This window comes from Streptomyces sp. CT34, from assembly GCF_000805335.1.
In the GTDB taxonomy this organism is placed as follows: domain Bacteria; phylum Actinomycetota; class Actinomycetes; order Streptomycetales; family Streptomycetaceae; genus Streptomyces.
This window is the reverse complement of record NZ_KN708638.1, coordinates 6078982-6080058: the sequence shown is the minus strand read 5'-3', so window position 1 is coordinate 6080058 and position 1077 is coordinate 6078982. Positions and strand designations below refer to the sequence as shown.

Here is a 1077-nt window from a genome sequence, read left to right as displayed (position 1 = left end):
GCGGGGGGGGGGGGAGCCGGTCACCGCCACGGACGCGATGGAGGCCGCCGGTGCGGCCCCGGACGGCGCGGCGGGCACCAAGGGCTGACGGGACGGTCAGCCACTCCCCGGCTGATACGGCCCGTCCGGAGGCGGTGGCAACGGTGCCGCCGCCTCCGTCACTTGACGCCAGCGGTCGCAATGGGTTGCATACGCTGTGTGATCACGCACCGGGCTCCAACTGCCAGTTCCCGCACGTCCCGTACGTACCGCCGGACCGAGGGAGCCGCCCCGTGGACCCGGTGATCGTCGTCGGGGCCGGTCCGGTCGGCCTCTCGGTCGCGCTCGCGCTCACCCGGACCGGCGTCCCGGTGGTGGTCCTCGACGAGAGCGGCGGCCAGGACGACACCCGGCCCGCCCGCACCGCCGTGCTCCGCCCGGACACCGCGGCGTTCGTCGGCCGGCTCGGCTGCGCCGCCACCCTGGAGAGCGCCGGCACCCGCTGGTCGGCCTGGCGCACCATGCGCCGCCGCCGGCTGCTGGAACGCGTCGCCTTCGCCCCGTCCGGCGCCCCCGGTGCGACCGGCGCGACCGGTGCCGCGGGCCCGGCGACCACCGCGTCCCCGATCCACCTCCCCCAGCACGCGCTGACCCGCGCGCTACGCGCCGCGCTGGCCGGTGAGCGGCTCGCCGAGGTCGCCACCGGCAGCCGGCTCGCCGGCATCGAGCAGGACGAGCACGGTGTCACCGCGCACACCCGCGGTCCCAACGGGACGTCGTGGCGCGGGAGTTACCTGGTCGGCTGCGACGGCCCGCGGTCCACCGTCCGCAAGCTGCTGGACATCCGCTTCCCGGGCCGGACGGCCGTCGAGCGGTACGCGGTGGCCGCGCTGCGCACCGAACTCCCCTGGCCCGGCGAGGCCCTGCTGCACCGCTCACCGGCCCGGCACGGCGGCGGCCCGGTCGCCGAGGTCTCCGCCCGCCCGCTGGCCGGCGGCGTCTGGCGGCTGGACTGGCTGCTGCCGCCGGGACGCGAACTGGTCACGCCGGACGCCCTGGTGGCGCGGATCCGCGACTCGCTGGCCGGCTGGACGGCGG

Annotated in this window: 1 protein-coding gene; it reads left to right on the top strand. The window is 78.0% G+C overall.

The window, feature by feature from the left end:
- Positions 1 to 272: 272 nt before the first annotated feature.
- On the top strand, positions 273 to 1077 hold an 805-nt coding region (locus RZ84_RS41755), incomplete at its 3' end, for an FAD-dependent oxidoreductase (protein ID WP_241777865.1).